Raw genomic sequence first — 21,731 nt, 5'->3', positions numbered from 1 at the left:
CACCCGACAACCCGCCGGCCTCACCCCGGCTTGTGCGCGGCGATCATGTCGTTGACGTCCAGGTCGCGGCCGAGCCTCTCCACCTGCCCTGTCGCCAAAGGGCGCGCCCCAAACGGCCCCGCTTCAGTCGTGATGGCGTCCGCCAGCCCAGGCGTCGGCGAGCGCCGCCAGAACGGCCCCAATCGGAACACCCAGGCGCGCGGCTTCGGCCTTTAGCGCGGCATGGGTCGGTGGTGAAACCGAGGCCGTAATCCTGACCCCACTGGCGTGCGCCGCAAGCTCTTCGGGTGACGGCAGGTCATCGGTGGTGGGTGCCGGCCCGATTCCGTCCATCTCGCCCAGGTCTTCAGTGTAAGCCCCGTCGTTCTTGCCACTCATGGTACAGCCTCCGGCCTTTGCGCCAGTAACCGGCTCCGAAAATACGGATGCTACCATCCCGCTTCGTGAATCTGACCGTCAACACCCGCCCGTCGACCAACCCAAGACAGAACATCCGACGCTCGTCAGCGCTATGACCATGATCCTCAAACACAAGCCGTTGCGGATCAAGAAAAGCGAGAGTCGCGTCCTGGAAACCGACACCATGCTTCAGGCGGTTGGCTCGGTCCTTTCGCTCATCCCATTCGAAGTGGGTCACAACACGCCGCCCCGCAACGGGTTGCTGGATTGGGACAGCGCCCACTCAAACAATGATGGCGCCTAAAAAAGACGATCCGCGCCCGCAAAAACCCTCACCCCGGCTTGTGCGCGGCGATCATGTAGTTGACGTCCAGGTCGCGGCTCAGCGCCCAGTCGCCGGTCAGCGGGCTGAACGACATGCCCACCAGGTTGTCGACCGTCAGGCCGCCGGCGCGCAGGCCGCCGGCGAACTCGGACGGGCGCACGAACTTGCGCCAGTCGTGCGTGCCCCGGGGCAGCCAGCGCAGCACGTATTCGGCCCCCACCTTGGCCAACGCGAAGGCCTTCATGGTGCGGTTGATCGTGGCGCCGATCAGCAGGCCGCCGGGCTTGACCAGCGCGCCACAACTCATCAGGAAAGCATCCACGTCGGCCACGTGCTCGACCACCTCCATCGTCAGCACGACGTCGAAGGCCAGCCCCTCGGCCTCCAGCACCTCCGGTGTAACGGGGCGATAAGTGATGTCGAGTCCGGACTGTTCGGCGTGCACGGCGGCGATCTTGGTGTTCTTTTCGGTGGCATCGATGCCCGTGACATCGAACCCCAGGCGCGCCATGGGCTCGCACAGCAGGCCGCCGCCGCTGCCGATGTCCAGCAGGCTGAGGCCGGCGAACGGGTGGCGCTGGCCAATGTCGCGGCCGAAACGGTCGACGGCACGGTCGCGGATGTAGGCCAGCCGCTTCGGATTGAAGGTGTGCAGCGGCTTGAACGGGCCTTCCGGATCCCACCACGTCTCGGCCATGGCGGCGAACTTGGCCACCTCGTCGTCAAGCGCGGAACTGGCAGGGCGAGAGGCGCTGTCAACATTCATGGTGAGTCTCCGGACTGGCAATAGGACCCTTCGGTCGGGCTGCGCGCGGCCTTGCCTCGCACAGGGCGAGCGGGTATGAAGACCGCGCCCGCGCCCCCGACACGCGTCCGTTTACAGGGAACCGGCGGCGGCGGCAACCGGATCGCCCCATGGCATCCGGCTGGGCGGCCGGGCTGGGCAGCCGGGCATCGCGGAACCGCCGGACCCGGGGAGTCGCGCCGGCGCGCGGACTCGGACATAGGGATTTCTGAGGCAAAGGGACAGGCCGGCCATGGCGCGCATCGTGATGAAGTTCGGCGGCACCTCGGTCGGCAGCGTCGAGCGCATCAAGACCGTGGCCCGCCGCGTCGCCGAGGAGGCCGAGGCCGGCAACCAGGTGGCGGTGGTCGTCTCCGCCATGTCCGGCGACACCAACCGGCTGGTGGGCCTGTGCCGCGAGGTTTCGCCCATGCACGACGCCCGCGAATACGACGTGGTGGTCTCGACCGGCGAACAGGTAACCATCGGCCTGCTGTCGATCGCCTTGCAGGACCTGGGAATCGAGGCCCGCTCGTGGATGGGCTGGCAGATCCCGGTGCGCACCGACGTCGCCCACGGCCGCGCGCGCATCCTGGACATCAACACCCAGACCTTGATCCAGCGGATGGACCAGGGCCAGGTGGCGGTGGTGGCCGGCTTCCAAGGCATTGGTGAGACCGACAACCGCGTCACGACGCTGGGCCGGGGCGGCTCGGATACCTCGGCGGTGGCGCTGGCGGCGGCCCTGGGCGCGGACCGCTGCGACATTTACACAGACGTCGAGGGCGTCTACACCACCGATCCGCGCATCGTGCCCAAGGCGCGCAAGCTGGGCCGCATCACCTACGAGGAGATGCTGGAAATGGCCTCGCTGGGGGCCAAGGTGTTGCAGACCCGGTCTGTCGAAATGGCCATGAAGCACAATGTCCGGGTGCAGGTGCGGCATAGCTGGCCCGAGTACTGGACCGTTCCCGGAACCCTGGTTTGCGGCGAGGATGAGATCGTGGAAAAGGAAGTTGTCAGCGGCATCACCTACAGCCGCGACGAGGCGAAGGTCACGTTGTCCAAGGTCTCCGACCTGCCCGGCGTGGCGGCGCGCATCTTCGGCCCGCTGGCCGAGGGCAATATCAACGTGGACATGATCGTCCAGAACGTCTCGGACGACGGCCAGTCCACCGACCTGACATTCACGGTCCCGACCGGGGACCTGAACAAGGCCGTCAAGCTGCTGGAAGCCCGCCAGGACGAACTGGGCTATAAGGCCCTGACGGCCAACGACGGCGTGGTCAAGGTGTCGGTGATCGGCGTCGGAATGCGCAGCCACGCCGGCGTCGCCCAGACCATGTTCAAGGCGCTGGCCGAGCGCGGGATCAACATCCAGGTGATCACCACCTCCGAGATCAAGATCAGCGTCCTGATCGCCGAGGAATACACCGAGCTGGCGGTGCGCGCCCTGCACACCGCCTATGGCCTTGACGCCGCCTGAGCCGGCTCGCTCTCGCGTTCCCCGATTGAGCCCGTTTCGCCCGACCCCAGCCGCCGGACCCGACCGCCATGACCACCACCGAGACTCCCCGCCAGCACCTCGACCGCCTGTGGGCGCGCGGCCGCGCCCTGCTCGGCACCGATACCGCCATCATGGGCGGGGCCATGTCGTGGGTGTCGGAGCGGCATCTGGTCTCGGCGATCTCGAATGCCGGCGGCTTTGGCGTGCTGGCCTGCGGCTCCATGGGGCCGGACTTGCTGGCGGCCGAGATCGAGGCCACCCAGGCACTGACCGCGCGCCCGTTCGGGGTCAACCTCATCACCATGCACCCGGACCTGGACGCGCTGATGGACGTCTGCCGGGGCCTACAGGTGGGCCATGTGGTCCTCGCCGGCGGTCTGCCCTCGGGGACCGCCATACGCCGCCTGAAGGACGGCGGCGCGCGCGTCCTGTGCTTCGCCCCCGCCATGGCGCTGGCGCGCAAGCTGGTCAAGCTGGGCGTGGACGGCCTGATCATCGAGGGCGCCGAGGCCGGCGGCCATATCGGCCCCGTCTCCACCAGCGTTCTGGCGCAGGAAATCCTGCCCGAGGTGGGCGCGGCGGTGCCGGTGTTCGTGGCCGGCGGCATCGGCCGCGGCGAGGCCATCCTGTCGTATCTGGAGATGGGCGCGTCCGGCGTGCAACTCGGCACCCACTTCGTGTGCGCCACCGAAAGCATCGCCCACCCGAACTTCAAGGCCGCCTTCATCAAGGCCAACGCCCGCGACGCCGTGCCGACGGTGCAGGTCGACCCGCGCTTTCCCGTCATCCCGGTGCGTGCCCTGCGCAACAAGGGCACCGAGGCCTTCATGGAGACCCAACGCGCCGTCATCGCCCGCTTTCAGGCCGGTGAGATCGACCAGAAGAGCGCGCAACTGGAGATCGAGCATTTCTGGGCCGGTGCGTTGCGTCGCGCCGTCATCGACGGCGACATCGAGAGCGGCTCGCTGATGGCCGGGCAGAGCGTCGGCCTGGTCAAGGAGGAGCAGCCGACCCAGGTGATCATCGACACCCTGATCGCCCAGGCGGAAGCGGCCCTGACCGCACGCGGTCAGGCGACCGCCGCGCCGGCGGCGGCCACGGACCGGGCGGTGGCGCCCGAACCGGTTCCCTGATGCCGTTGCCCGATTCCACCGGTCGGCGCCTGCTGGGGCGCTTGCGGGAGTACATGGCCGGCGGCGGCACGGCCCAGGAGCGACTCGACCGTACGGTGCGGCTGATCGCCGAGGAGACAAGTTCCGACGTCTGCTCGTGCTATGTCATGCGCGCCGGCGAGGTGCTGGAGCTGTTCGCCACACAGGGCCTTTCGCAGGACGCCGTCCACGTCACCCGGTTGCGCGTCGGCGAGGGCCTGGTCGGCGAGATCGCCGCCCGCGCCCGGCCGCTCAACGCCCCCAATGCGTGGGACCATCCGGGCTTTGTGTACCGACCCGAGACCGGGGAGGACGTGTACGCCTCGCTGATGGGCGTGCCCATGATCCGGGGCGGACAGGTCATTGGCGTGCTGGCGGTGCAGAACCGCGATCGGCGCCCGTACAAGGACATCGAGATCGAGGCCCTGGAAACGGTGGCCATGGTGCTGTCCGAGCTGCTGGCCGGGACCGAACTGATCTCGCGCGACGAACTGGCGCCGGTGGCCGGCAATGCCGTGCTGCCCTTCCGCATGGAGGGGCTGTGCCTCAACCCCGGGGCTGCCCTGGGGACGGCGGTCTACCACCGCCCCAAGGTGCATATCGAGCGGCTGATCTGCGAGGACCCGGACGCCGAGCTGGCCCGCCTGCGTGAGGCGTTGCAGGCCTTGCGGCGGTCCATCGACGATCTGATCCACAGCCACATCGACCTGTCCGGCGACTACCGGGAGATCCTGGAAGCCTACCGCATGTTCGCCGACGACGCCGGGTGGGTCTCGCGCATCAGCGACGCCATCCGCTCCGGCCTGACCGCCGAGGCGGCGGTGCGCCGTGTCGACGACGACATGAAGGTGCGGCTGTCGCAGGCCAACGACCCCTACATTCGCGAGCGCCTGCACGACCTGGAGGACCTGGCCAACCGGCTGCTGCTGCACCTGACGGGCCACGGGCCGACCTCAGCGCAGGGGCAGTTGCCCGAGGACGCGGTCTTGATCTGCCGTTCCCTCGGTCCGGCGGAGCTGCTGGACTACCCGCGCGGCACCGTGCGCGGCGTGCTGATGGAAGAAGGCGCCCCCACCATGCACGCCGTGATCGTGGCGCGGGCGCTCGATATCCCGGTCATCGGCCGCCTGGCAGGCGCCTTTTCGCGCATCGCGCCGTTCGATGCCCTGGCGCTCGATGCCGACAACGCGCAGGTGTTCGTGCGGCCGAGCGACGATGTCCGCGAGATCTTCCTGCACAGCGTCGCCACGCGGCAGGCCCGCAAGCAGGCGTATCTGGCCGAACGCGACCTACCGTTCGAGACCCGCGACGGCGAGGCCGTCACTGTCATGATGAACGCGGGCCTGCTGATGGACATGAGCCACCTGGACGACACCGGGGCCATGGGCGTTGGGCTCTACCGGACCGAACTGCCGTTCATGACGCGGCCCAGCCTGCCCGACGTGCCCACGCAGACGCTGCTGTACCAGAAGATCCTCGATCAGGCCGGGGATCGACCCGTGGTGTTCCGCACGCTGGACGTCGGCGGCGACAAGCTGCTGCCGTACTGGAGCAACGATGGCGAGGACAACCCGGCGATGGGGTGGCGCTCCATCCGCATCACGATGGACCGGCCGGCGGTGCTGCGCAGTCAGCTTCGGGCATTGCTCAGGGCCAGCGCCGGGCGGGAGCTTCGCGTCATGTTTCCGATGATCGCCGACGTGGCGGAATTCGACCAGGCGCGGCGCCTGGTGGATGCCGAGGTGGCGCGGGAACTGTCCCGCGCCGGCGATCTGCCCAGCGAGATCTGGGTCGGCACCATGCTGGAGGTGCCGGCACTCCTGTACCAGTTTCCGGCCCTGCTGCGGGCGGCCGATTTCGTCTCTGTCGGCAGCAACGACCTGCTGCAGTTCCTGTTCGCCACCGATCGCGGCAATCCGCGCGTCTCGTCGCGGTACGACGTGCTGTCGGTGCCGGTGCTGCGGATGCTGCGGGACGTGCGCGAACAGTGCGACGCGGCCGGCAAGCCCGTCACCATCTGCGGCGAGATGGCCGGCCGCCCGTTGGAGGCCATGGCCTTGATCGGCCTGGGATATCGCCGCCTGTCAATGGCCGCGCAAGGGATCGGGCCGGTCAAGCAGATGCTGCGGTCGATGGACAGCCGCACGGTGACCACCTACGTCCAGGCGTTGATCGACCGATCGGCCGCGCACCCCCGCCGGGCGCTGGCGTCGTTCGCCCGGGATCATGCCATCACAATCTCGTAAACGCTTCATAACGTGTTGTAACGCGGGTTCTTTCCTGCCTTCGTGAGGGACCTGGAAAGCCGTTTCGTCCTTCGATAAGGTAGGGTATATGTCAGGGCATTGGTTTGCGTGCCGGCCACGCACCCACAGGGGCGGACGACCGCCGCGACCTTTCCGGCGGATGACGCGAGCGGACCACGCGATCAGGTGATGAGGACGACAACCTTGGCCAATACGGCGGAACGGCGGCATCCTCACGAGGGGTATATCCCGGCGGCGCATGTCGGCACCTTATTGCAGGAAACGCGCTTGCGGCTCGGGCAGGACCTGCGGATCGTCGCTGACGATCTTCGCATCCGCTATCACCACCTGCTCGCCATTGAGGACGGCCGGTTCGACGACCTGCCCGGCGCCACCTATGTCACGGGATTCATCCGGGCCTACGCCGAATACCTCGGGCTGGACGCCGAGGAGATCATCCGTCGCTACAAGAACGAGCCGCAGGGTGCCAAGCCGGCCGACCACCTGGACTTTCCAGCGCCCGCCAACAGTGGCCGCCTGCCGGCCGGGGCCCTGCTGCTGGTGCTGCTGGCCGTGGCCAGCCTCGCCTACGGCGGCTGGTACTGGATGTCGACCAACAACACGTCGATGGCCGAGCTGATCCCGGCGATTCCCGACCGGCTGGCGAGCCTGATGGAAGGGGATGACGGCGCGGGACCCGCGACGGGGCAGGCGGAGCAAGAGACGTCGCCCGAGCCCGCCGAGCGCGCGGACCCCACCGAAACGACCGAACCGACAGCCGAGACCCCGGACGCCGCTCCGGTCGACACCGCAACCGATACCGTCGACGCGGCGGACGGCGGCGCGGAGGACGGGGGCGCGGCCGATGAGGGGGCGCCGGCCGGCGACGGATTGGCGGCGCTGAATCCCACCTCTCCCACCACGCCTCCAGCCCAAGACCCGGCGGCAACGGCCGCGGAAGAAACCGCTCCGGCCGATGACGACGCGCCCGCGCCGGACGACGTGACTACGCCGACGGAACCGGCGACCCCCGACGTGGCGGCGGTCGATGAGACCGAAGAGGCGGAAGAGACCGCACCGCCAGCCGAGGAGGCGGCGACCGCGCCGGGTCCCGAAGACGCCGAGGACCCGCAACCGGCCGAGGCGCCCGACGCAGTCGCGCCGGACGAGGCCGCGCCGGATGAAGGCGTGGCGGATGAAGGTGTGGCGGACGAGGACGTCGCACCCACCGAACCCGTTACCGACGGCGCCGACGAGGCGGGGGATGGCGACGCGGCTGAACCGGCCGAGGCGCCCGAAACCCCGGAGGCGGCCGCACCGGCCATTCCCGAGACCGAGACGGCGGAGACAGCGGAGGCGCCGGAGCCGCCGGCCGAACCGGAGACGGAAGAGCCCGCCGAACCGGAAGAGGAGCCGACACCCGCCTACATCGGCCGCGCCGCGCCGTCCGAGGTTCAATCGGTCGCCAACGGCTCCCGCATCGTGCTGCGCGCCAACCGCGATTCCTGGATCCAGGTGCGCAAGGGCGGCGACCTGGTGGTGCGCCGGCTGCTGCGGCGCGGCGATACCTACGCGGTGCCGACCGATGGCGGCTATACGCTCAACACCAGCAACGCCGGCGGGCTTGAGGTCTACGTGGACGGCCGGCGGGTGCGCAACCTGGGGCCGGTCGGGGTGCCGCGCAACGGCGTGCGGCTGTCCCCGGGCAGCTTGAACTAAGGCCCACGAACCCCTTATACCAGGGGCTGAAACGCGCGGGCGGTCCGCTCCGGACCGGCCCGCGTCCGTACTTGTCGGACCACGACCGAGGGGGTCCCATGTCCGTTCGCCCCTACCGCGACATCACGCGTCGCAAGAGCCGCAAGATTTTCGTCGGACCGGTGCCGGTGGGCGGCGACGCCCCCGTCACCGTGCAATCGATGACCAACACCATCACCGCCGATGTGGCGGCGACGGTGGCCCAGATCAAACGCCTGGAGGAGGCCGGCGCCGATATCGTCCGCGTCTCCTGCCCTGACGAGGAGGCCACGGCCGGCCTGAAGGAGATCGTCAAGCAGGTCAGCGTGCCAATCGTCGCCGACATCCACTTCCACTACAAGCGGGCCATCGAGGCCGCCGAGGCCGGCGCCGCCTGCCTGCGCATCAACCCCGGCAATATCGGGTCGCAGGAGCGCGTGCGCGAGGTGGTCCGCGCCGCCAAGGACCACGGCTGCTCCATGCGCATCGGCGTCAACGCCGGCTCGCTGGACAAGCACCTGCTGGAGAAGTACGGCGAGCCCAACCCCGAGGCCATGGTCGAAAGTGCCCTGGAGCACGCCAAGCTGCTGGAAGACAACGATTTCCGCGAGTTCAAGATCTCGGTCAAGGCGTCCGACGTCTACCTGGCCATCGCCGCCTACGAGGCGCTGGCCGAGGCCTGCGACTATCCGCTGCACCTGGGCATCACCGAGGCCGGCGGGACCCGCGTCGGCACTGTCAAATCCTCCATCGGCATCGGCTGGCTGCTGAAGCAGGGGATCGGCGACACCATCCGCGTGTCGCTGTCCGCCGATCCGGTCGAGGAGATCAAGGTCGGCTTCGATATCCTCAAGAGCCTGGACCTGCGCCACCGGGGCGTGCGCATCGTCTCCTGCCCGTCCTGCGCCCGGCAAGGCTTCGACGTCATCAAGACCGTTGCCGTCCTGGAAGAGCGGCTGGCCCATATCGCCACACCCATCTCGCTGTCCATCATCGGCTGCGTGGTCAACGGCCCGGGCGAGGCGCGCGAGACGGATATCGGCCTGACCGGCGGCGGCACGATGGCCAACGAGGGCTCGGCCAACAAGGTCTACATTGCGGGCGTTCCGGATCACAACATCAACAACCCGCAGATGATCGACCACATCGTCGAACTGGTGGAGAAGAAGGCCGCCGAGATCGAGGCCGCCAAGGCGGCGGAAAAGACGGCGGCGGAGTAGTTTGGGCGTTGGCCTGAAACGAGAAACGTCATTGCGAGGAGCGTAAGCGACTACTCTCTGGGGTGTGGCGTCGCTTCGGTGAGCCGAGACCATGAAGACGACGAATCCCACCTCGACCCTCCCCGTGCCGGCGATCTCTGAGTCACACACATCCAAAGCCGCTGTTTTCCGCCTGAACCCCCTCCCAACCTCCCCCATAAATGGGGGAGGTGTCAGGCAGGCACCTTCCGGTGGGGTGGAGGGCAGGCCGTAAAATGGGTGCAGGCCGGACCCCCTCCCCATGAAATGGCTATACGATTCACACATCTTTACTCCCTCTTGTCATTGCGAGGAGCGTAGCGACGAAGCAATCCAGGGCGGATACTTGCGTCTTGTGCCCTGGATTGCTTCACCCTCGTCTTGCGACGAGGGTTCGCAATGACGTGTCACATCGCCTCGCGAGCGAAGAGCCGTCGCTTCGGCGGAAACGTGTGATACGATAGCCGTGCCGGGGACGGTGTGCCGCCCCTTCCCAACCCGAGCAGACCGTTGCCCGGCATCGCGCGACATGGACCCAGCGAACCCAGTGTGAGGATACCGCCATGACCCCCGAATTCCTGATCACGTCGATGGTCGTCATCCTGCTGCCGGGCACCGGCGTTCTGTACACGCTGGCCTGCGGACTCGGGCGAGGCTGGCGCGCCAGCGTCTGGGCGGCGGTCGGCTGTACGTTCGGGATCGTCCCGCACATCGCCGCCAGCATCGCCGGTCTGGCCGCGCTGCTGCACACCAGCGCCATGGCGTTCATGGTCATCAAGTACCTGGGCGTCTGCTACCTGCTGTACATGGCCTGGAGTGTGCTGCGCGAGGGCGGCGCGCTGGAGGTCAAAGGCGAGCGCGCCCCGGCTCCGGCCGGCCGGATCGTGCGCGACGGTATCCTCCTGAACATCCTGAACCCGAAGCTGTCGCTGTTCTTCCTGGCTTTCCTGCCGCAGTTCGTGCCAGCCGGAACGACCGCGCCGACGCTCGTCATGCTGTGGCTGGCGGGGGTGTTCATGCTGCTGACATTCATCGTCTTCGTCGGCTACGGCGCGTTCGCCTCGGCCACCCGGCGCCACGTCATCTCACGGCCAGAGGTCATGCGCTGGATGCGGCGCGGCTTCGCCGGGGCGTTCGGCCTGCTGGGGCTGCGGCTGGCGCTGGCGGATCGGTAGCAGCGACGCGCACCCCTCACACCGTTGCAAATCGGGTCCGGTCTGAATATGACGGGGGCGGCACCCGGCCGGAGTGACGGGCGAGCGGCCGAGCCGATGGGAGACAATGTGTAGGGTGGGTTGGCACCGTCCGTGGCGCCGATCGCGGCGGCTTACGCCTTCGGCGGGAACGCCCTTCGGACGACGGGCTGCGTTTGGCATTGGCACGACATTTGTGCAGCGTTAAAAAAACGAGCTTGGAAATCTGCTGCAATCCCGTCATGCTGCTTTGGGAACATAGAACTTGGCACCGAGTAGGGCTGCGCGGCTCACAGCGATTAAACTGTACTGCTTGCTATGATGAAAAAGACACATCTGACCGGCCTAAATGTGTTTGGTTTTAGGCCCTTTGAACGCCTAGAACTCAAAAATCTATCTCGAGTGAACTTGGTAGTCGGAAAAAATAGCTTAGGAAAAACGTCGCTCTTGGAGGCAATTAGTATATTTTCTGCTGAGGGATCGCCCGCCCGCATCCGCGACTTACTGGTAAATAGGGGCGAGATTTCTCTGGACACGCGATCGGATGCGGACGCGGATTCTGGTAGCGCGGAAGGTTTTTCTTATGAATCTCTTTTTTATGGTCGCCCAGACCTAGCGGAAGCGTGTCCGAGCTTTTCAATTGAAGGCAAGTATATAGAAGGTTTTTTCCAAGAAACTCATACAGTTACACAAACTCTTACAGTTAAACATTGTCAAATTATAGATGAGATCGACGAGGCAGAAGGTGGTAGAGTTCTTAGAGCGCGTCGGATTATGACCGAAGAAGATGCTGAATTTTCTGGACGTGCCTATCCTGGACTATCCATCCAATATGGAGAACGTGAACGTCTGGTGTCATTTGGTAGAATTGAGAACTTCCGGAGACTTCGTTCAGTAGACTCTGATGCGCACCCAGGATTCCAGTTCGTTCCTGCTGAAGGCCTCGGCTCCGACTATGTCTCACTTCTTTGGGATAAGATTGCGCTACGTGAGGAAGAAGACATTGTGTACGAAGCGTTGCGCTTAATCTGCAAGGATCTGGAGAGGGTAGCTTTTGTTGGATCTCCTCGAGATCGTTTGCGTTCGTACGGCCGTTTTGCTTTGGTCAAGATTGGGCGACACGCAATGCCTGTCCCGCTGCGCAGCCTTGGTGAGGGTGTCAACCATCTATTTGGGATCGCTGTCTCACTCGCGGCCGCCAGGAACGGCTTTCTTTTGATTGACGAAGTTGAAAATGGTGTTCACTACTCCGTCATGAAAGATCTCTGGGCTTTGATATTGAAGCAGAGTCAAGATCTAAATGTTCAGGTTTTTGCAACGACACACAGCCTTGACTGTATTAGAGGTTTTGAGGCGGCAGCCTCAGGCCTCGATGCCGAAGACGCATCGTTGATTCGCCTCGAAGGTGTGAATGGCGTTATTTCTGGGGTTTCTTTCGAACCTGATGAGCTGAATTTAGTCGTAGAAAAGGAGATAGAGGTGAGATGAACGATAATTCGAATGTTTTATTGGTCGAAGGCAATGACGACCAGCATGTTTTCTGGAATTTGTTTGAAGCTCACTCAATTCCTGTATCTTTTTCAGTTGAGAAATGTGGGTCAGATAGTGGGGTTCTAAGAGACTTAGGCGTTCGTTTGAAGGGAAGCACTACTCAAGCGATTGGAGTTATTTTGGACGCAGATGTTAGTCCCGAGGGGCGCTGGATTAGCATCAAGGATGTGTTGAGAAAACATGACTACCCTGAGATTCCGGACGAACCGCAATCACATGGCGCCGTTGTTTTGCGAGAAGGAAAGCCAAGGATTGGTATTTGGCTGATGCCGGACAATGTTACTCAAGGCATGCTGGAGGACTTTGTTTGCTTGTTGATTCCTGATGGAGACGAGCTTTTTAACTATGCGAGAACCTGCATCAATGGCATGTCGAATGATTTGCGTTTGTTCAAAGACGCACATCAATCCAAGGCAGAAATTCATACGTGGTTGGCTTGGCAAGAAGATCCCGGGACGCCTATGGGCTTGGCAATTCGGAAAAAATATCTCAACCCGGATCGGGGGAAGGTGCCCGATTTCTTGAAATGGGTTGAGCGAGTGTTTTTGACCGAAGGTACGAATCATTCTGCGTAATTTTTTGGCTGCATTTGTTGTGCGAATGCGAGTTTCTTGTAGTTGTATGGCCGTGATCGCGAAGGCGCACAATTGATCGGGTACCGTGACGGCGGACAGGTCCGTCGTCATCGGTCCCAGGGGGCCTTTTCCGTCAGCAACCGGCGCAGCGCGGGGTTGTCCTGCGGCGGCGCGTCAAGGGCATCCAGGAAAGCCTGGAAGCGGTCTTCGACGAGGGTGAACAGCTTACGGTCCTGCAGGACGGTTTCCGCGTCCCGGCAGGCGCTGTCCAGCATGAACTCCGAGCGTGTCTTGCCCAGGGCCTCGGCGGCCTGGTCGATCAGCGCGCGTTGCCCCTGGCTGGCACGCAGGTTGATGGAGACGTCGCGCGGCGGCCGAGACCGCGCGGCGGGGGGAAGATGGGACATGATGGCCTCCGTCACACCATGCTCCAGGAGATGTTGGCTGTGAGGGCAATGTCAATACGCTTTCGGCCGGCGGACGGATCGTCCCTCCAAATGCCTCACACCGTTGCAAAACGGGTCCGGCCTGAATATGACGGGGGCGGCACCACGGGCCTCACCGGTCCGTGGCGTGATCCCGTTTCCCGTTGTCCCGTCTCCTGAAGGACCCCCATGGCCGCCCTGCAACCCGTGCGCGGGACCCACGACCTGCTGCCCGACGCCGCCCGTGTCCACCGCGCCGTCGAGGACCGCGCGTTCGACGTCGCCCGCCGCTTCGGCTTCGGCGAGATCGTCACGCCCATCTTCGAGTTCACCGAGGTCTTCAAGCGCACCCTGGGCGACACGTCGGACATCGTCACCAAGGAGATGTACACCTTCGAGGACCGGGGCGGCGAGAGCCTGACCCTGCGACCCGAGGGCACGGCGGCCATCGTGCGCGCCTTCATCTCCGGCGGGCTGGCCCAGAGCGTGCCGGTCAAGGCGTTCTATCGCGGCCCCATGTTCCGGTATGAACGGCCGCAGAAGGGCCGCCTGCGCCAGTTCCACCAGGTCGGCATCGAGATCCTGGGGGTCGAGGGGCCGGCCGCCGACATCGAGGTCATCACCTGCGGCTATCATATTCTCGAAGCCCTGGGCCTGGGCGGCACGGTGACGGTGGAACTGAACACCCTGGGCGACCTGGACAGCCGCGCCGTCTACCGCGAGGCCCTGGTCGCCTACCTCCAGGGGCATAAGGACAAACTGTCCGAGGACAGCCTCGCCCGGCTGGAGCGCAACCCCATGCGCATTCTCGACTCAAAAGACGAGGGCGACCGCGCCGTGGTGGCCGACGCGCCCGTGCTGGCCGATCACCTCAACGACGCGTCGCGCGACTTCTTCGCCCGCGTGCGGGAGGGCCTCGCCGCGCTGAACATCCCGGTCGAGATCAGTCCCCGGTTGGTGCGCGGGCTCGACTACTACACCCACACGGCGTTCGAGTTCACCACCACCCAACTGGGCGCCCAGGGCACGGTGCTGGCCGGCGGCCGCTATGACGGGCTGGTCAAGCAGATGGGCGGCCCACCCACCCCCGGCGTCGGCTGGGCGGCGGGGGTCGAGCGCCTGTCCATGCTGCTGGCCGACCCGCCGCCGGCGCCGCGCCCCTTTGCCGTGATCCCGGCGGGGGCCGAGGCGGAGGCGCTCGCCCTCACGCTCACCGACCGCCTGCGCCGCGCCGGTCATGTCGTCGACCTGGGGTATGGCGGCAACATGGGCAAGCGCATGAAGCGGGCCAACAAGGTGGGCGCCCGCGCCGCCATCATCCTGGGCGACGAGGAACTGGCGGCCGGCGAGGCCACTGTCCGCGACCTGGACAGCGGCGAGCAGGCGCGCGTGCCCCTCGATGCGCTGGAGGGAGCGCTGGACCGGTTCCGGTGACGACGCCCCCGGGCGACAGCCCCGAGGGCCCCGGGGAGGCGGCGCTGGGCAGCCTGGTGATCGTGGGCGTGAACCACCATTCCAGTTCCATGGCCCTGCGCGATCAGGTGACGCTGGAGGACGAGGCCATCCCCGCCTTCCTGGGCCACCTGCGCGCCAACGGCCTGACCCAGGCGGTGGTGCTGTCCACCTGCGACCGGGTCGAGATCATCGCCCAGGCCCCGCAGTCGGAGGTGGCCGACGCCACCGCCGAGGCCGCCCTGGTCGCCCTGGCCGAGCATGGCGAGGTCTCGCCGTCCATGCTGCGGAACCAGGGCTACGTGCATCGGGGCGCCGACGCCGCCCGGCACTGCTTCGCCGTGGCCGCGTCGCTCGACAGCCAGGTGATCGGCGAGCCGCACGTGCTGCGTCAGGTCAAGGCCGGGTACTCCACCGCCCGCGCCGCCGGCATGGTGGGGGCGGAACTCGAACGCCTGCTGCAATCCGCCTTCGCCTGCGCCAAGCGGGTGCGCACCGAAACCCACATCGCCGAGGGGCCGGTGTCGGTGGCGTCGGCGGCGGTGCAGGTGGCGCGCGACCTGCACGGCGATCTGGACGGCTGCGCGGCCCTGCTGCTGGGCACCGGCGAGATGGGCGAGTTGCTGGCCGAGTCCTTTCAGGCGCACGGCCTGGAGCGCCTGGTGGTGCGCGGCCGTCGCCGCAGCCGGGCCGAGGCGGTCGCGCGCCGGCTGAACGCGCAGGTCAGCACGGCCGAGGCGCTGATCGACGACCTGGTGGCCGCCGACATCGTCATTTCCTGCTACGGCGGTCGCGAGCACATCCTGGGCGAGGATGCCGCCCGGCAGTCGGCCAAGAGACGGCGGCGCAAGCCGGTGTTCATCGCCGACGTGGCCGTGCCGGGCGACGTCGAGCCGGCGGTGAACAAGGTGGACAACGCCTTCCTGTATGATCTGGATGACCTGGAAGGCATCGCCATGGAAGGCCGCGCGCATCGCGAGGCCGAGGCCGAGGCGGCGTGGCGCATCGTGCGCGACGAGGTGGGGCGGTACCAGCAAGGCCGGGTGGAGCGGGCGGCGGCGCCGGTGATCACGCAACTCCACGCCCGCTTCGAGGAGGAGCGCAACCGCGTGTTGGCCGAGGCCGGCGACGACGCCGCCAAGGCGACGCGCTTGTTGATCGGCCGGCTGTTGCACACCCCGTCGGAGGAACTGCGCCGCCTCACCGCCGGCCCGCCGGAAAACCTGCGCCACGCGGAGAACGTCACCCGCCGCCTGTTCCGCCTGTCCGGTGCCGCGGCGCCGGGCGCCATCCCCATTCCCGATCATCCAACAGACAACGAAGACCCAACATGAGCCTGGACGAGAAACTGAGCCGCGTGGTGTCGCGGCACGAGGAACTGGGGGCGCTGCTGTCGGGCTCCGACCTTGACGCCCAGGACATCCCCCGCCTGTCCAAGGAACTCTCCGACCTGACCCCGGTGGTCGAGGCCATCGCCGCCCTGCGGCAGGCGCGCGCCGACCTGGAGGACGCCGAGGCGATGCTCGGCGATCCGGACATGCGCGAACTGGCCGAGGAGGAGGTCGGGCGTTTGCGAGAAGAGGTGCCGGAGCGCGAGCGCGCGGTCAAGGTCATGCTGTTGCCGAAGGATGAGGCCGACGAGCGCAACGCCATCCTGGAGGTTCGCGCCGGCACCGGCGGCGACGAGGCCGCCCTGTTCGCCGGCGAACTGTTCCGCATGTACGAGCGCTACGCCGCGTCACAGGGCTGGCGCTTCGAGGTCATGGAGGCCACCGACACCCCCATCGGCGGCCTGAAGGAGGCCATCGCCACCGTCTCCGGCCGCAACGTCTTCGCCCGCCTGAAGTACGAAAGCGGCGTGCACCGGGTGCAGCGCGTCCCGGTGACCGAGGCCGGCGGGCGGATCCACACCTCCGCCGCCACCGTCGCCGTGCTGCCGGAGGCCCAGGCCGTGGACGTCCACGTCGAGGACAAGGACCTGCGCGTGGACACCTTCCGCTCCCAGGGCGCCGGCGGCCAGCACGTCAACACCACCGACTCGGCGGTGCGCATCACCCACATCCCCACGGGCATCGTCGCCGCCTGCCAGGAGGAGAAGAGCCAGCACAAGAACCGCGACAAGGCGATGAAGATGCTGCTGGCCAAGATGTACGACGAACAGCGCCGCGCCGCCGACCAGGAACGCGCCGATACGCGCAAGAGCCAGGTGGGCTCCGGCGACCGCTCGGAACGCATCCGCACCTACAACTTCCCACAGGGCCGGGTGACCGACCACCGCATCAACCTGACGCTCTACAATCTCGACAAGGTGATCGCCGGCGAGGCCCTGGACGACGTCATCGACCCCCTGATCGCCGAGGATCAGGCGGCGAAGTTGGCGGAAGTGGGGTGAGGGGGCGTTGCAGCCAGATTTGCGCAACAGGCTGCCGGCATTTGTGCCCCCCATTGGCGCCCGCCCGTCCTTCGGCTATACTCGCGAGGCAAACGCGATGTGATCAGGAAAGGTCGTGGAGAATGACGGCGAAAGCCCATCATGTGGCGCCGAGGGGTAGCAAGTGGAGCGTTCGGCGCACCGGCGCGGCGCGGGCCTCCAAGCTGTTCGACACCCGTGAACAAGCCGTCGAACGGGGCCGGGAACTGGCGCGGCGCGACAAAAGCGAGCTTTACATCCATGGTACGGACGGCCTGATCCGGGAGCGACTCTCGTTCAACGGAGACGCATCCGCGCGCAAGGGTTGACCGGTGGCGGGGCCATCCTTCGACCACTGTGTTTTCATTAATGCGCCTTTTGATGACGCCTACGCGCCCCTTTTGCGGGCCATACTGTTCTGCGTGACGTACCTGGGCTACGTTCCCAGACTGGCGACGGAACGCTCGGACTCGGGCGAGATGCGTCTCGCCAAGATTCTGGGCTTGATTGAAACATCCCGGTTTTCCATCCACGACCTGAGCCGCTGTCAAGCCGCAAGCGTTGGCGAACATTATCGCCTGAACATGCCCTTCGAACTGGGCCTGGACTATGGCTGTCGCCTTTATTGCGGCAACGGACGAGGCATGAAACGCTTTTTGATCCTTGAGGAGCAGAAATACCGCTATCAGGCGGCCATCTCCGACTTGGCTGGATGTGATATTCAGGCGCACCAGGGGCAGTATGGCGTGGCGGTTCGCAAGGTTCGGAACTGGCTTGTCAGCGAAGCGGGAACCACCGCGCCCGGTGCCGAACGGATCCTCGGCGCATACGAGGATTTTCAGGAGTGGCACTGGAAACAGCAGATGGCGCTTGGGTTCTCCGAGGACGACATCCGTGATGCTCCGGTGCGAGAACTGCTGGAGGCAATGTGCCAGTGGATGGACTTGGGGCAACCTACCTGATACAGGCCGACAATAGCATTGACTGATCGGCTTCGTGATCGCAGCGACGGACCGGTCGCAATGAGTCTTTGTTTTTCTCGCCGCAGCGCCTCTTCAGGGCGCGCGGCACCATGTGCGCCGGCTCGATTATTCGTTCAAGCTGGCGTCGCGTGTCCGGCAGACAGCCCTACTCCGCCTCGGCCACGATGCGGAACGTATCGTGACAGGCGCGGCAGTATCCCGTGACCTCTTGCAGGTTGGACAGCAGCGCCGTGACGGCTGCGGCGTCGGGGCTGTCGCCCATGGCCCGCGCCTGTTTCGCGAACCGCTGACCGGCCGCGTGGAAGCCCTGGCCCATGGTGCGGAAGGCGTCCGGCATGAACCGGCCGAAGCCCATGCCCCGGCCCTGTCCCATGCCCATGCCCTGGCCCATGGGCATTCCGGCCGCCTCCATGGCCGCGCGCATCTCGGCCTTGCGCTGGGCGATCTCATCAGGGCTGAGGCCCTGCTCCTCCAGCGCCTCCCAGACGCGATGGCCGAAGTCCCAATGGATGTCGGCGATGTTGGCGGCCGCCTCGTAGTTGCCGTCCGCCAGTTCGTACAGGACATCGTCCAGCGAACGCATGTGGCCGTGCATCTCGGCCCGGAACGCCTCGGCGACGGGTGCGGGCAGCGTGACCACGGTGCGCGGGTCCTCGACCTGTTGCGCCCCGGCCGGCGCCGAGCCGATGCACAAAGCCAGGGCCGTGCAGACGAGAAAGGTGCGTCGAAACCGTCTCGGCATAGCGAGCCTCCCAAATGGTCTGTGGGACGACGACCGGACCGGACCGTCCTTCCGGCGGCCACACCACATCATGCCCGGACTTGCCAGCGGGTCCTACGGGCAGGATCACTCCGCCGCCTTGGCCGGCTCCGGTGGTTCCCAGCGCAGCACCGGCTGGCGCGCCGCCCGCGTCTCGTCCAGGCGGCGGCGCGGCGTGTGGCGGGGCGCCTCGGTGAAGAACGCGGCATCGCCGGACCGCGCCCGGTCCGCCAGCGCCAGCACGGCGTCGCAGAAGGCGTCCAGGCTGTCCCGGCTTTCGGTCTCGGTCGGCTCCATCAGCATGGCCCCATGCACCACCAGCGGGAAGTACATGGTCATCGGGTGGAAGCCCTCGTCGATCATCGCCTTGGCGAAGTCGAGCGTGGACACGCCGGAGCCCTTCAGGAAGCGGTCGTCGAACAGGGCCTCGTGCATACAAGGCCCCGCGAACGACGGCGTCAGCGTCTCGCCCAGGCGCGCCAGCAGGTAGTTGGCGTTCAGCACCGCATCGCCCGACGCCTGGCGCAGCCCGTCCGCGCCCATGCTCATCACATAGGACAGGGCGCGCACGAACACGCCGAACTGGCCATGGAAGCCCTTCATGCGACCGAACGGCTGCATTTCGCCCTCGACGTGCTCGATCAGCCGATAGCCGGCGCCGTCGGCGACCACGTGCGGCAGTGGCGCGAACGGCGCCAAAGCGGCGCTCAGCACGGTCGGCCCGGCGCCCGGGCCGCCGCCGCCGTGCGGCGTCGAGAACGTCTTGTGCAGGTTGATGTGCATGGCATCGACGCCCAGGTCGGCGATCTTCACTCGGCCGACGATGGCGTTGAAGTTGGCGCCGTCCAAATAGAAGTACGCGCCGGCCTCGTGCACCGCCGTCGCCAAGTCCATGATGTCGTTTTCGAACAGGCCGCAGGTGTTGGGGTTGGTCAGCATCACCCCGGCAACACCGTCGTCCAGCGCCTCTCGGAAGGCGTCCAGATCGACCCGCCCGCGCGCGTCCCCCGGCACGCCGCGCACCTTGAAGCCGCACAGCGCCGCCGTCGCCGGGTTGGTGCCGTGCGCCGAATCCGGCACCAGCACGATCCGCCGCTCGCCCGCGCCGCGCGCGTCCAGGGCCGCGCGGATGGCCTGCATCCCGCACAGTTCGCCGTGCGCGCCGGCGGCGGGCGACAGCGCCACCGCCTGCATCCCGGTCAGGCCGAGCAGCCAGTCCGACAGCCGGTGCATGACCGCCAGCGCCCCCTGCACGGTCGACTCCGGCTGGAACGGGTGCAGATCGGCGAACCCGGGCAGCCGCGCCATGCGTTCGTTCAGGCGCGGGTTGTGCTTCATGGTGCACGAGCCGAGCGGATAGAACCCGGCATCGATGGCGTAATTCTTCTGCGACAGGCGCGTGTAGTGGCGCACCACCTCGGGCTCGCTCAGGCCGGGCAGGCCGATCGGTCCCGTGCGCGCCAACCCGCCCAGGCGGTCCGGCATATCGGGTGGCTCCGGCAGGTCGACGCCGGTCTTGCCGGGGTGGCCCTGCTCGAAGATCAGCGGTTCCTCAATGCGCAGGCCGCGGTTGCCGGTCAGGGTGGGGGTGCCGCGATCGGTCATGCCAGAACCTCCGTCAGGGCGCGCGCCAGCGCCTCCATGTCGTCCCGCTCGGTCGTCTCCGTGGCGCAGACCAGCAGGCCGTCCGCCAGTTCGGGATAGGTGGGCCAGAAGCGCGACAGCGGCACCCCGGCCAGGATGCCCCGTTCCGCCAATGCGTCGACAATGCCGGCCGCGTCCTGCCCGGGCAGGCGCACCAGCACCTCGTTGAAGAACGTGGGTGTGACCACCGTCAGGCCCGGGACCGTCTCCAGCAGCCCGACCAGCTCGACCGCCTTCATGTGGTTCAGGCGCGCCAGCCGCGTGAAGCCGGCCTCGCCCAGCAGTGTCATGTGGATGGTCCAGGCCAGCGCCACCAGGCCGCTGTTGGTGCAGATGTTCGAGGTCGCCTTCTCGCGCCGGATATGCTGCTCGCGGGTGGACAGGGTCAGCACCCAGCCGCGCCGGCCGTCCTCGTCCACCGTCTCCCCGGCCAGCCGGCCCGGCATGTGGCGCACGAACTTCTTGCGGCTCGCGAACAGGCCGACGCCCGGGCCGCCGAAGTTCAGCGGGCTGCCGAGGGCGTGGCCCTCGGCGACGACGATATCGGCGCCCATCGCGCCCGGCGGCGTGACCAGGCCCAGCGACACCGGCTCGGCCACGGCCACCACCAGCAGCACGCCCTCGGCGTGGCAGGCCTGGGCCAGCGCCGACAGATCGGACAAGCGGCCAAAAAAGTCCGGGTTCTGCACCACCAGGCAGGCCAGCCCCTCGTTCAGGCGGCCGATCAGATCGGCGATGCCCATGGGGTCGGGGTCCAGCACCTCGACGTCGATGTCGGTGTAGCGCAGGAAGCTGGCGGTGGTGTCGGCATAGTGCGGATGCACCCCGCCGGCCACCAGCACCCGCTTGCGCCGGGTGACACGGCTGGCCATGGCCGCCGCCTCGGCAACTCCCGTGGCGGCGTCGTACATGGAGGCGTTGGCCACCTCCATGCCGGTGATCAGCGCCACCTGGGTCTGGAACTCGTACAAGGTCTGCAACGTGCCCTGGCTGACCTCAGGCTGATAGGGCGTATAGGCGGTCAGGAACTCGCCCCTCTGGATCAGATGGTCCACGGTCGCCGGCACATGATGGCGATAGGCCCCGGCGCCCAGGAAGCACGGTCCCGCGCCGGCCGGGCTGTTGCGCGCCGCCAGGGCCGCCAGGTCACGCTCCACCGCCATTTCGGTGGCGTGATCGGGCAGGTCGTCAAAGCGGACGCCGGTCAGGGCCTCGGCCGGAACATCGCGGAACAGGTCGTCCATCGACGCGGCGCCGATGCGCGCCAGCATGGCGCGGCGGTCGTCGTCGGTCAGGGGCAAATAGCGCATGGGGCGGGGTCCTCGCGTCGTTCAACTCGCACACAGAAACC

Annotated in this window: 20 protein-coding genes; 13 read left to right on the top strand and 7 right to left on the bottom strand. The window is 66.8% G+C overall.

Annotated features, from left to right (window positions below):
* Positions 1-123: 123 nt before the first annotated feature.
* The 3 genes from Q0309_RS05350 to ubiG all read right to left on the bottom strand — a co-directional run bounded on the left by Q0309_RS05350 (position 124) and on the right by ubiG (position 1,490).
* Complete coding sequence (locus tag Q0309_RS05350) at positions 124-378, bottom strand: hypothetical protein (RefSeq protein ID WP_299438228.1); 255 nt, start codon at positions 376-378, stop codon at positions 124-126.
* The gene (locus Q0309_RS18585; RefSeq protein WP_366940567.1) at positions 347-637 is read right to left on the bottom strand and encodes a BrnT family toxin; all 291 of its coding nucleotides are present in this window, start codon (positions 635-637) and stop codon (positions 347-349) included. Before Q0309_RS18585 ends, Q0309_RS05350 begins: the two co-directional genes overlap by 32 nt.
* Positions 638-731: 94 nt before the next feature.
* Positions 732-1,490, bottom strand: a complete 759-nt coding sequence (gene ubiG, locus Q0309_RS05345; protein WP_299438226.1) for a bifunctional 2-polyprenyl-6-hydroxyphenol methylase/3-demethylubiquinol 3-O-methyltransferase UbiG — start codon at positions 1,488-1,490, stop codon at positions 732-734.
* Between the two features lie 271 nt (positions 1,491-1,761).
* On the opposite strand from ubiG, the gene Q0309_RS05340 reads away from it, so the two are divergent.
* From Q0309_RS05340 to Q0309_RS05305, 8 genes are all read left to right on the top strand, one after another.
* Positions 1,762-2,994: an aspartate kinase gene (locus tag Q0309_RS05340; protein WP_299438224.1), complete on the top strand. Its 1,233-nt coding sequence runs from the start codon at positions 1,762-1,764 to the stop codon at positions 2,992-2,994.
* A gap of 68 nt (positions 2,995-3,062) precedes the next feature.
* Positions 3,063-4,148, top strand: a complete 1,086-nt coding sequence (locus Q0309_RS05335) for a nitronate monooxygenase (protein WP_299438222.1) — start codon at positions 3,063-3,065, stop codon at positions 4,146-4,148.
* Positions 4,148-6,412 carry a phosphoenolpyruvate--protein phosphotransferase gene (ptsP, locus tag Q0309_RS05330; protein WP_299438220.1) on the top strand — a complete coding sequence of 755 codons (2,265 nt, stop codon included), beginning with the start codon at positions 4,148-4,150 and terminating at the stop codon, positions 6,410-6,412. Before Q0309_RS05335 ends, ptsP begins: the two co-directional genes overlap by 1 nt.
* A 189-nt stretch (positions 6,413-6,601) precedes the next feature.
* Positions 6,602-8,131, top strand: a complete 1,530-nt coding sequence (locus Q0309_RS05325; protein ID WP_299438218.1) for a RodZ domain-containing protein — start codon at positions 6,602-6,604, stop codon at positions 8,129-8,131.
* Between the two features lie 98 nt (positions 8,132-8,229).
* The gene (gene ispG, locus Q0309_RS05320; protein ID WP_299438216.1) at positions 8,230-9,369 is read left to right on the top strand and encodes a flavodoxin-dependent (E)-4-hydroxy-3-methylbut-2-enyl-diphosphate synthase; all 1,140 of its coding nucleotides are present in this window, start codon (positions 8,230-8,232) and stop codon (positions 9,367-9,369) included.
* A 581-nt stretch (positions 9,370-9,950) separates the two neighbouring features.
* Positions 9,951-10,562 (top strand): LysE family translocator, encoded by a 612-nt coding sequence (locus tag Q0309_RS05315; protein WP_299438215.1) that lies wholly within the window; start codon positions 9,951-9,953, stop codon positions 10,560-10,562.
* Positions 10,563-10,898: 336 nt separating this feature from the next.
* The gene (locus Q0309_RS05310) at positions 10,899-12,068 is read left to right on the top strand and encodes an AAA family ATPase (protein ID WP_299438213.1); all 1,170 of its coding nucleotides are present in this window, start codon (positions 10,899-10,901) and stop codon (positions 12,066-12,068) included.
* Positions 12,065-12,706 (top strand): DUF3226 domain-containing protein, encoded by a 642-nt coding sequence (locus Q0309_RS05305; RefSeq protein ID WP_299438212.1) that lies wholly within the window; start codon positions 12,065-12,067, stop codon positions 12,704-12,706. The genes Q0309_RS05310 and Q0309_RS05305 overlap by 4 nt, the downstream gene beginning before the upstream one ends.
* Before the next feature lie 107 nt (positions 12,707-12,813).
* Here the strand turns inward: Q0309_RS05305 and Q0309_RS05300 are convergent, their stop codons facing one another.
* Positions 12,814-13,113, bottom strand: coding sequence for a DUF1778 domain-containing protein (locus Q0309_RS05300; RefSeq protein WP_299438211.1), 300 nt, complete (start codon positions 13,111-13,113; stop codon positions 12,814-12,816).
* 207 nt (positions 13,114-13,320) lie between these two features.
* Here Q0309_RS05300 and hisS point away from each other — a divergent pair, with 207 nt between their 5' ends.
* The 5 genes from hisS (at position 13,321) to Q0309_RS05275 (ending at position 17,955) form a co-directional block, all read left to right on the top strand.
* Positions 13,321-14,565, top strand: coding sequence for a histidine--tRNA ligase (gene hisS / locus Q0309_RS05295; protein ID WP_299438209.1), 1,245 nt, complete (start codon positions 13,321-13,323; stop codon positions 14,563-14,565).
* Entirely contained in the window at positions 14,562-15,917 is a 1,356-nt protein-coding gene (gene hemA / locus Q0309_RS05290; RefSeq protein ID WP_299438208.1) for a glutamyl-tRNA reductase, read from the top strand. The genes hisS and hemA overlap by 4 nt, the downstream gene beginning before the upstream one ends.
* Positions 15,914-16,975, top strand: a complete 1,062-nt coding sequence (gene prfA, locus Q0309_RS05285) for a peptide chain release factor 1 (protein WP_299438207.1) — start codon at positions 15,914-15,916, stop codon at positions 16,973-16,975. Before hemA ends, prfA begins: the two co-directional genes overlap by 4 nt.
* A 122-nt stretch (positions 16,976-17,097) precedes the next feature.
* Positions 17,098-17,322: a DUF2188 domain-containing protein gene (locus tag Q0309_RS05280; RefSeq protein ID WP_299438205.1), complete on the top strand. Its 225-nt coding sequence runs from the start codon at positions 17,098-17,100 to the stop codon at positions 17,320-17,322.
* A gap of 3 nt (positions 17,323-17,325) precedes the next feature.
* Positions 17,326-17,955 (top strand): hypothetical protein, encoded by a 630-nt coding sequence (locus Q0309_RS05275; RefSeq protein WP_299438203.1) that lies wholly within the window; start codon positions 17,326-17,328, stop codon positions 17,953-17,955.
* Positions 17,956-18,121: 166 nt separating this feature from the next.
* Here Q0309_RS05275 and Q0309_RS05270 read toward each other — a convergent pair whose 3' ends face one another.
* The 3 genes from Q0309_RS05270 to gcvPA all read right to left on the bottom strand — a co-directional run bounded on the left by Q0309_RS05270 (position 18,122) and on the right by gcvPA (position 21,690).
* A complete protein-coding gene (locus tag Q0309_RS05270; protein WP_299438200.1) occupies positions 18,122-18,718 on the bottom strand; it encodes a hypothetical protein in 597 nt (198 codons plus the stop codon).
* A 105-nt stretch (positions 18,719-18,823) separates the two neighbouring features.
* Entirely contained in the window at positions 18,824-20,341 is a 1,518-nt protein-coding gene (gene gcvPB, locus Q0309_RS05265) for an aminomethyl-transferring glycine dehydrogenase subunit GcvPB (RefSeq protein WP_299438198.1), read from the bottom strand.
* On the bottom strand, positions 20,338-21,690 hold the full coding sequence (gcvPA, locus tag Q0309_RS05260) for an aminomethyl-transferring glycine dehydrogenase subunit GcvPA (protein ID WP_299438196.1): 1,353 nt from the start codon (positions 21,688-21,690) through the stop codon (positions 20,338-20,340). The genes gcvPB and gcvPA overlap by 4 nt, the downstream gene beginning before the upstream one ends.
* Positions 21,691-21,731 lie beyond the last annotated feature (41 nt).

The organism is uncultured Rhodospira sp., assembly GCF_937138205.1.
Taxonomy (GTDB): domain Bacteria; phylum Pseudomonadota; class Alphaproteobacteria; order Rhodospirillales; family Rhodospirillaceae; genus Rhodospira.
The sequence above is the reverse complement of the archived record's forward strand: the minus strand, read 5'-3'. Positions and strand labels throughout refer to the sequence as shown.